Here is an 8,514-nt window from a genome sequence, read left to right as displayed (position 1 = left end):
CCCCCCCCCCCCCCCCCCCCCCCCCCCCCCCCCCCCCCCCCCCCCCCCCCCCCCCCCCCCCCCCCCCCCCCCCCGCCGCCGTACTGGCGTTCGTAGGCCGAGTTCATGACTTCGAGAACGTCTTCGTAGCCCATCTTGTTCAAGGCAGCCACGTAGTCATCCCAGTCTTCCTGGATGTCGCCGGTGCCAAGGATCCAGGCCTGCTGACGTTCCAGCATGTAGGTCTCGATCGACGGGTAGTATTTGTCAAAGACGGTCTGTTCATCTTCGTTGAAGGCCACGCCAAGGAACTGTTCAACCAGCAGATCCTGGGTGTCGTACAGTTCGATCCCCTTGCGGGCACTGTCGCGGGTCCACTGCCATTCATAGCGGTAGTCCTGCGGATAGCCGCGATAGACCTGCGCGCCTTCCAGATACATCTGGCTGTTAACCGGCTGACCGGAGTTCAGGACCTCGTCCTTGTAGACCGGCTCGCCGTCGACCATGTCCCAGGTCTTGCCCTCGACACCGAAGTTGGCCAGCAGTGCGCCTTCTTCCGAGAACCAGTAGTCAAAGTATTTGATGGTCTCGACAGGATGCTCGTTCGAGAAGCTGATCGCCCAGCCATCGGGTTTCATCGGGATACGACGGTTTTCTTCGATCCGCTGGCCGCTCACCGATTTTGGCGGCAGGAACGGGATGAAGTTGAAGCCGTCGACCTTGTCGGCCAGCGCGATGTTGTAGCCAGAGGTGGAGGCAAACCAGTCATGCGTCATGCCGCCCAGGTTTTCACCCAGCAGGTAGTCGCGGGCCGAGGAACCACGGGTAAAGACCTCTGCGTCGATCAGACCCTCTGCGTACCAGTCGGCGATATTGGCCAGACCGTCACGATAGGCTTCCTGTGCGTAGGGATGAACAACCTTGCCGTCCTTGATGTAGAACTGGTGATAGACATCCGCCCCGGTCGAGCGTGCATCCCAGAGGTTCAAAAGGCGCAGAACTTCTTCCCAGTCGCGTACGAAGAAGGGGATTTCGTCCTTTTCGCCGTTGCCGTTGGGATCCTGGTCGCGGAAGGCCACCAGCACGTCATGAAGCTCGTCCACGTTGTCGGGCTGTTCCAGACCCAGCGCATCGAGCCAGTCCTGACGGACAAACCAGGCGCGGGCATATTTGCCGTCGGGCAGGTAGGGAATGTAATAGACATTGCCGTCAAAGGCCTGGATCGCTTTCCAGATGTCGGGGTGCTCGTCGAACCATGCCTTGATGTTGGGCGCATGTTCGTCAACCAGCTCGTTCAGCGGCTGGAACGCACCCTGGGGGCCGTATTCGTTGACCGGCTGCTTGATCTTCGCACCGCCGACGATGTCGGGCAGGTTGCCGGTGGCCAGAAGCAGGTTCATCGCTTCGGACTGATCGGTCGAGTTGCGGCCGGATGTCTTGTCGATCAGATGGACGTTGGTCTTCTCCCGTGCCACTTCCTCGACCGGATAGATCTTCGATGTGTCACCGCCGGGGCCATACCCCTGGGCGCGGGCCCAGTGCATGTGGATCGTCAGTTCCAGCGGCTCGTCCACGATGGGCAGATGGCCTTCGGCAAGTGCCGGGGCTGTCAGTGCGGTGGTTCCGAGGATGGCAGCGGCTGCCAGTTTCAAAGTTCGCATGGTGTCCTCCCTTTTGCGAAATTCAAATTTTGGTACCCTTGGGGCCCGCGAGGGCCCGAAGGTGATCTTGGGGGACGGCGCATTCACGATTGCGCTGTCCCGGGTCCGTCATTCCTTCACACCGCCCAGCAGGATGCCCTTGCTGAAATATTTCTGGAGGAAGGGATAGATAAGCAGGATCGGGATGATCGAGCAGACGATGATCGCGGCGGTCACGGTTTCGACCGAATAGGCCGCGGTCAGCAGGCTGGTGGCAAATTCCTCGTCGTCGGAAAGCTCGACGATGACTTTGCGCAGATAGACCTGAAGCGGGATCTTCTCTTCGTCCTGCAGAAGCACCATGGCCCAGAAGAAGCCGTTCCAGCGCGAGACGATGCAGAACAGGGCCACCGTGGCAATCGCGGGCTTTGACAGCGGCATATAGACCTTCCAGAGAACCTGGAATTCGTTGGCGCCGTCCATCCGCGCCGCCTCTTCGAAGGATTGCGGAATGCCCTCAAAGAAGTTGCGCAAAAGGATGATGTTGAAGCCGTTGACCGCAAAGCCGATGATGATGCCGAGATAGCTGTCCAGCAGGCCAAGGTCGCGCATGTTCAGGAAGAACGGGATCAGGCCCGCGTTGAACCACATGGTAAAGGCCACCACCAGGTTCCAGAACCGACGCCCGTAAAGCTGGGGCTTGGACAGGGCATAGGCGCCGGGGATGATGAACAGCAGGCTCATGATCGTGCCGCCGATCGTGTAGATGAACGTGTTCATGTACGACGACCAGAACAGCGGCTCGCTCAGCACCTGTTTGTAGGCCTCCAGCGTGAAGCCGACCGGGGTCAGGATCACATTGCCGGCCCGTGCCTCGAACCCGGTGCTCATCGACAGCGATGCGATGTAGATGAACGGGTAGAGGGTCGAGAGGGTGAACAATCCGATGAGGACCATGTTCATGATGACGAACATCTTGTCGCCACGTGAATAGAGATTCATGTTGGTCATGACTGGTTCCCCCCCTTTACCAGAGCGACGTGCGCGAATAGCGCTTGGAGATTGCGTTCGCCGTCATAACCAGCACAAAGGCCACCACCGCGTTGAACAGGCCCGCTGCTGCGGCAAGGTCGTACTGGCCGCCCTGGATACCCTGGCGATAGATGAAGGTGTTCACGACGTCGGCGGTCTCATATGTGGCCGGCTGATAGAGCAGGATGATCATCTCGAAGCTGACCTCCAGCATGTTGCCGATGCGGATGATGAGCATGATGATGATGGTCGGAAGGATCGACGGCAGTGTGATCTTCCACATCATCTGCCAGCGGCTGGCACCATCGACCACAGCCGATTCATAGAGCGTCGGAGAGACACCTGCGATGGCCGCGAGATAGACGATCGACTGGAACCCTGCCTCCTGCCAGATACCGGTGCCGACAAAGATCGGACGGAACCATTCAGGCTTGGTCAGGAAGTAGATCGGATCGACACCCAGCGCCCCAAGGAAGGTGTTGACGATGCCCGCACTTGGGGAAAAGGCCGTGATTACGATACCGGCGATGATCACCGAAGAGACGAAGTGCGGCAGATAGACGATGGTCTGGGCCGTCTTCTTGAAGGTCTGCTTCAGGATCTCGTTGAACATCAGCGCCAGCAGGATCGGCATGGGAAAGCCGAAGATCAAGCCATAGAAGCTGATGATGATCGTGTTGCGCAGGGCGCGAATGAACTGGTCATTGCCGAACAGGGTCTGGAAATGTTCCAGCCCGATCCAGGGGCTGTTCGCCACGCCGCGGAAGATTGAATAATCCTTGAAGGCGATCTGAAGCCCGTACATCGGTTTGTACAAAAAGATCACGAGCCAGAGGATCGTCGGGACCAGCATGACATAGAGCTGCCATTCCCGTTTCATGTGATCGCCGACCCGCTGCATTGTGCTGGGCTTGCGGCGGCGCTGGGCTTCCTTTGCATCGAAGACAAGTTCTTCGGTCGTTGGCCCCCCGGCACCGGTGAAATTGGGATCGTTGCTCATTGTTCCAGCACCTGCCCGGGCAACGCCTCGCCGGTTTTGGCGTCGAAGACCTTGACGAGGTTCGGTTCGATGGTGAAGCCCTTGATGCCGTCCAGAATGTGCATCTGGCCGACGGTATCGGTGCGGATGACAAAGGGTTCACCCTGCAGGCTGGCATGGATCAGTGCCTCGGAGCCCAGTGTTTCCACCAGGTCGATGTCCAGCCCGACAAGGTTCGGGTCGTTTTGATCCGCGACCGACACGAATTCCGGGCGGATGCCCAGGATCACTTCCAGGCCGACGGCGTTGGTCAGTGCCGGGATCTGCTGAAGCCGGACGCGCTGGCCGTCGAATTCCGCGACAGGACCCTGATCGCCGGCGGCGATGGTGGCCTTGACCATGTTCATTGGCGGCGACCCCAGGAACCCGGCGACAAAGGTGTTTTTCGGGTTCAGGAACAGGTCCATCGGGCTGCCGATCTGTTCGATCCGGCCGTCGTGCATGACGACGATGCGGTCGGCCAGGGTCATCGCTTCGACCTGGTCGTGGGTCACATAGATCGAGGTGACGCCGAGACGCTTGTGCAAGCGCTTGATTTCCGCCCGCATCTGGGTCCGCAACTTGGCATCAAGGTTGGACAGGGGTTCATCGAACAGGAACACCTTGGGGCGGCGCACGATGGCACGGCCCATGGCGACCCGCTGGCGCTGACCGCCCGACAGGTCCGCCGGACGACGTTCAAGATACGGTGTCAGGCCGAGGATGCCGCCAACCTCTTCGACCGAAGAGGCGATGGTTTCCTTGCTTTCCTTGCGGATACGCAGACCAAAGGCGATATTGTCGGCGACGTTCAGATGCGGATAAAGCGCGTAGTTCTGGAACACCATCGCCACATCGCGATCCTTGGGTGCAACCCGGTTCACATGCCGGTCGTCAATTGTCAGGTCGCCGTCGGAGATCTCTTCCAACCCGGCGATCATCCGCAAGGTTGTGGATTTTCCGCAGCCGGACGGACCGACCAAAACGACAAATTCCTTTTCCTGTACTTCCAGGTCGATCCCATGGACCACCTGAACCGCACCATAGGCCTTTACGATGCCCTCTAAACGAACCCCTGACATGTCCCCTCCCTCCAATTGACCCGCAACCGGCCGATGGCCCTGCGGTCGCTCACCCTGATCGCGGCCTCATGCCGTGAGCCGAGTGATGCGATTCGCTGAAACTTTCATCTGGTATACTAGTAAGTAATCTGGAATACTAGTATAAACATGAGAGTCGCAAATGAGGGAGGCGTCCGGTCCGGGACGGAGGAAATGCCATGAAAATCACCGAAGTTATCGTCACACCGATCGCCATCCCGGATGTGCCGCTGGCCAATACCAAGGGCGTGCACCAATCGGTGTTTCTGCGGTCGGTCATTCAGGTGAAGACCGATACCGGCCTTGTCGGCCTTGCCGAAACATATGGCGCGGCGCGGACCTTGGATGGGTTGCGCGCGGTGCAGGCGCGGCTGGAAGGGCTGGACCCTTATGACCTGCGCGATCTGCGCCGCCGGATCGAAGCGGCGCTGCCGGATGCGGGCGGGATCAATGCCCCGACCGCCCTGGCCGATCACAAGGTGGTGGATGTGGTCTATTCCGCGTTTGAAATCGCCTGCCTTGATTTGCGCGGCAAGGAGGTCGGGCGGCCAATATACGAACTTCTCGGCGGGGCGACGCGCAAGACGATCAGCTTTGGCGGCTATCTTTTCTTCAAATTCGAAAAGCAGGACACCACCTTTGGCCCCGATATCATGGGCGAAGTGATGACGCCGGATGCGCTTGTGGCGCAGGCCCAGGAGTTTGTTGGCCAATACGGTTTCAAATCTCTGAAGCTGAAGGGCGGCGTTCTTGAGCCCGATCTCGAAGTCGAAACCATGTTGAAACTGCGCGAGACCTTTCCGCATCATCCTTTGCGGATTGATCCGATGGGGGCCTGGACCGTGCCAACGGCGCTGAAGGTGATCAAGGATCTTGGCGGTGTCGAGGGGGGCGTTCTGGAATATCTCGAAGATCCCTGTCGCGGCATGGAGGCCATGGCGGAATTGTCGGCCCAGACCGATATGCCGCTGGCGACCAACCTAGTGGTGGTCGAATTCGAAGAGATCTTCGAGGCGGTCAAAAAGGATGCGGTGCAGATTGTCCTGTCGGACCATCACTACTGGCGCGGGGCGACGGGTGCGGTGCATCTGGGCGACATGTGTCGCGCGGCGGGGTTGGGCGTGTCGATGCATTCCAATTCGCATCTGGGGATTTCATTGGCGGCCATGTGCCATGTGGCGGCGGCGACCCCCAATCTGACCTATGATTGTGACACGCATTATCCCTGGTCGAGCAAGGAAATCGTCAAAGGTGGGCGACCTGTTTTCCGCAACGGCACTGTGCAAGTGCCCGAGGGGCCGGGGCTGGGCGTTGAGCTGGATCATGCTGCGGTCGCGGAACTACATGATCTCTATGAGCGGGCGATGGTGCGCGACCGCGACGATACCGACGAGATGCTGAAATACATCCCGAACTATGTGCGCCAGGTGCCACGGTGGTAAAAACAGCCGCCGAGGCAACTGGATATTAAGGCGAAACATGGCTATCTAGCCGTTATCAGGAGGAATCGAGATGGCACAGGTCAATCACGTGGGTGAACGCAGAACCACTGTGGACGCCATATTTGACGATCTGTATGATCAGATTGCCACGCTTGCGTTGCGCCCTGGCGACAAACTGTCAGAGGCTGACATCGCAACGAAATTCGGTGTGTCGCGCCAGCCGGTGCGGGATGCCTTTAGCCGATTGGCCAATCTTGATCTGCTTTTGATCCGTCCGCAACGCGCCACCGAAGTGCGCCGGTTTTCCATTCGCGAAATCGAAAAAAGCCGCTTTGTCCGCGCCTCTGTCGAGGCCGAAGTTCTGCGCCGTGCTGCCGCAAATTGCGACGATATTGGCGCATCGCGGCTGGACATCCATATCGCGCGCCAACGCCGCGCGATCGAGGACAATGATTATGAGGCCTTTGGCGTGTTGGATTACGATTTCCATCAGGCGCTTTGCGAGATCGCCAAGGTTGATTTCGCATTTGAGGTGATCTCATCCGAAAAGGCCAAGGTCGACCGGTTGTGCATGCTTGGCCTGTCCAAGGAATCGCGGATGCCCGAATTGCTGGCGGATCACGAAGAAATGGCCAAGGCCGTCAAAAGCGGCGATGCCCAGGCGGCGGTGGACATGGGCATGCTGCATCTGTCGCGGCTGGATGCGACAATCGCGTCGATCACCCAATCCAATGCCGATTATTTTGAGCCGATGACACATTAATTCCGGCCCGGTGCCCGGTGGTTGACCTCTCTGGTCAACTGGAATACCAGATACTGACAGCTTGACTTTTGATGATGTCACAGGTCGCGCGCCCATTGGGCTGCGGGTTGTGATGATGAGCGTTTATCCTGGTTAACAGGCGCATCCATTGCACCGGAAATGTTCCGAATATGACTGACACGCGACCCTTAGCAGCTGCGCCGTCAACGGCTGCGGTGTTCAATCTGGCTTGGCCGATGACGATCAAGGCGATCATGTTGCACGGCATCGTCGTCATCGACGCCTGGCTGGTGTCGTCGCTGGGCGAAGTTGCCGTCGCGGTTCTGGGGCTGGCGGCGGCGATTGCCGGGCTGCTTCTGGGGGTGATTTTTTCCTTTGCCAATGCCACACAGATCCGGGTGGCCCAGGCCTTTGGCTCTGGCGAAGCTGCGTTTTTGAAATCGGCGCTCTATTCCGGTTTGACGATCAATCTGGTTGTCACCTTGGGCGGGCTTTTGATCCTTGCACTGGCGGGCGGTCCGATGATCGACGCCCTGGCGCATGATCCTTGGGTGAATGCCCAGGCGCGCAGCTATCTGACGGTGTTTGCCATTGTCATTCTGGGCGAGGCGGTCGGCCAATGTCTGAGCAGCTTTTTCAATGGCTGCGGTGACACGCGGTTGCCGCTTTACAGTTACTTGTTGGCGGTGCCGGTCAATGTGGGCGCCAGCGTGGTGCTGATTCACGGGCATTTCGGACTTCCGGCGCTGGGCGTGGTCGGCGCGGCATGGGGCAGTGCAATTGCTGCGGTGCTTCAGGTCGGATTTCTGGCGGTCTGCCTGTGGCGCAAGACCGGCGGTTTTCTGACTGTCAGCGGTTGGCGCAATGGCACCTTTGTGGCGTCCCTGCGCCGGCATCTGGTATTTTCGCTGCCGATTGCCGCCACATTCGTCAGCGCCACCACCGCCAACAGCGTGTGCGGTCTGTTGTATGCCACTCTGTCGGTCAATCAATTTGCGGCCATGACACTTATCCTGCCCTGGGTTCAGGTTGCCGGTACATTTGGCATTTCCTGGGCGCAGGCGACCGGCATCATCGTGGCCCAGCTTTTGGGGCGCAAGGTTGCCGAGGCTGATCTGGACCGGTTCCTGCGTGGGGCATGGCGCGGGGCCTTTATCGCGGCGGCGGTTGTGGCGGCCTTCTATCTGGTGATCTGCCTGTCGTCGGGGCAAATCTATGCCAACCTGCACCCGGACACGCGCGCCACATTGTTCAGCTTTCTGCCCGTGCTCTTGCTTCTGCCCTTTCCCAAGGGGTCAAATGCGATCTGCGGCAACAGCCTGCGGGCGGGGGGGGAAACCATCTATGTCATGCATGTTTTCATTTGGTCACAATGGTTGTTCCGGGTGCCGGTCACCGCAATCATGATCTTGTGGCTGGATCTCTCGGTCTTTTGGATCTTTTCCTTGTTGCTGTTCGAGGAATTGGTGAAATTCCCGCCATTCCACACCCGGATGTACCGGGGCGATTGGAAACGTGGTCCAATTGACGAGACCTAGAC

Annotated in this window: 7 protein-coding genes; 3 read left to right on the top strand and 4 right to left on the bottom strand. The window is 59.0% G+C overall.

Features of this window, described 5'->3' with window-relative positions; genetic code table 11:
- The 4 genes from Q4577_RS21670 to Q4577_RS21655 all read right to left on the bottom strand — a co-directional run.
- Positions 1-1,640: extracellular solute-binding protein (locus tag Q4577_RS21670; protein ID WP_303567654.1), on the bottom strand; the 1,640-nt coding region annotated here is incomplete at its 3' end.
- Between the two features lie 108 nt (positions 1,641-1,748).
- Positions 1,749-2,630, bottom strand: coding sequence for a carbohydrate ABC transporter permease (locus tag Q4577_RS21665; protein ID WP_303472579.1), 882 nt, complete (start codon positions 2,628-2,630; stop codon positions 1,749-1,751).
- 16 nt (positions 2,631-2,646) lie between these two features.
- The gene (locus Q4577_RS21660) at positions 2,647-3,651 is read right to left on the bottom strand and encodes a sugar ABC transporter permease (protein ID WP_244688453.1); all 1,005 of its coding nucleotides are present in this window, start codon (positions 3,649-3,651) and stop codon (positions 2,647-2,649) included.
- Positions 3,648-4,751: an ABC transporter ATP-binding protein gene (locus tag Q4577_RS21655; RefSeq protein ID WP_303472581.1), complete on the bottom strand. Its 1,104-nt coding sequence runs from the start codon at positions 4,749-4,751 to the stop codon at positions 3,648-3,650. The genes Q4577_RS21660 and Q4577_RS21655 overlap by 4 nt, the downstream gene beginning before the upstream one ends.
- 197 nt (positions 4,752-4,948) lie before the next feature.
- Between Q4577_RS21655 and Q4577_RS21650 the strand changes: the two genes are divergently transcribed.
- From Q4577_RS21650 to Q4577_RS21640, 3 genes are all read left to right on the top strand, one after another.
- A complete protein-coding gene (locus tag Q4577_RS21650) occupies positions 4,949-6,211 on the top strand; it encodes an enolase C-terminal domain-like protein (protein ID WP_303472583.1) in 1,263 nt (420 codons plus the stop codon).
- A gap of 70 nt (positions 6,212-6,281) precedes the next feature.
- Entirely contained in the window at positions 6,282-6,974 is a 693-nt protein-coding gene (locus Q4577_RS21645; RefSeq protein WP_244688460.1) for a GntR family transcriptional regulator, read from the top strand.
- A gap of 170 nt (positions 6,975-7,144) precedes the next feature.
- Entirely contained in the window at positions 7,145-8,512 is a 1,368-nt protein-coding gene (locus tag Q4577_RS21640) for an MATE family efflux transporter (protein ID WP_303472585.1), read from the top strand.
- The last annotated feature ends 2 nt before the right edge of the window (positions 8,513-8,514 follow it).

This window comes from Marinovum sp. 2_MG-2023 (genome assembly GCF_030548265.1).
In the GTDB taxonomy this organism is placed as follows: Bacteria; Pseudomonadota; Alphaproteobacteria; order Rhodobacterales; family Rhodobacteraceae; genus Marinovum.
This window is presented reverse-complemented; position numbering and strand designations above follow the sequence as displayed.

What these genes read in the sequence shown, in the direction of transcription:
- Q4577_RS21655 (WP_303472581.1), bottom strand. Translation starts at nt 4,751, where the DNA reads ATGTCAGGGGTTCGTTTAGAGGGCATCGTAAAGGCCTATGGTGCGGTT.
- Q4577_RS21650 (WP_303472583.1), top strand. Translation starts at nt 4,949, where the DNA reads ATGAAAATCACCGAAGTTATCGTCACACCGATCGCCATCCCGGATGTG.
- Q4577_RS21660 (WP_244688453.1), bottom strand. Translation starts at nt 3,651, where the DNA reads ATGAGCAACGATCCCAATTTCACCGGTGCCGGGGGGCCAACGACCGAA.
- Q4577_RS21645 (WP_244688460.1), top strand. Translation starts at nt 6,282, where the DNA reads ATGGCACAGGTCAATCACGTGGGTGAACGCAGAACCACTGTGGACGCC.
- Q4577_RS21640 (WP_303472585.1), top strand. Translation starts at nt 7,145, where the DNA reads ATGACTGACACGCGACCCTTAGCAGCTGCGCCGTCAACGGCTGCGGTG.
- Q4577_RS21665 (WP_303472579.1), bottom strand. Translation starts at nt 2,630, where the DNA reads ATGACCAACATGAATCTCTATTCACGTGGCGACAAGATGTTCGTCATC.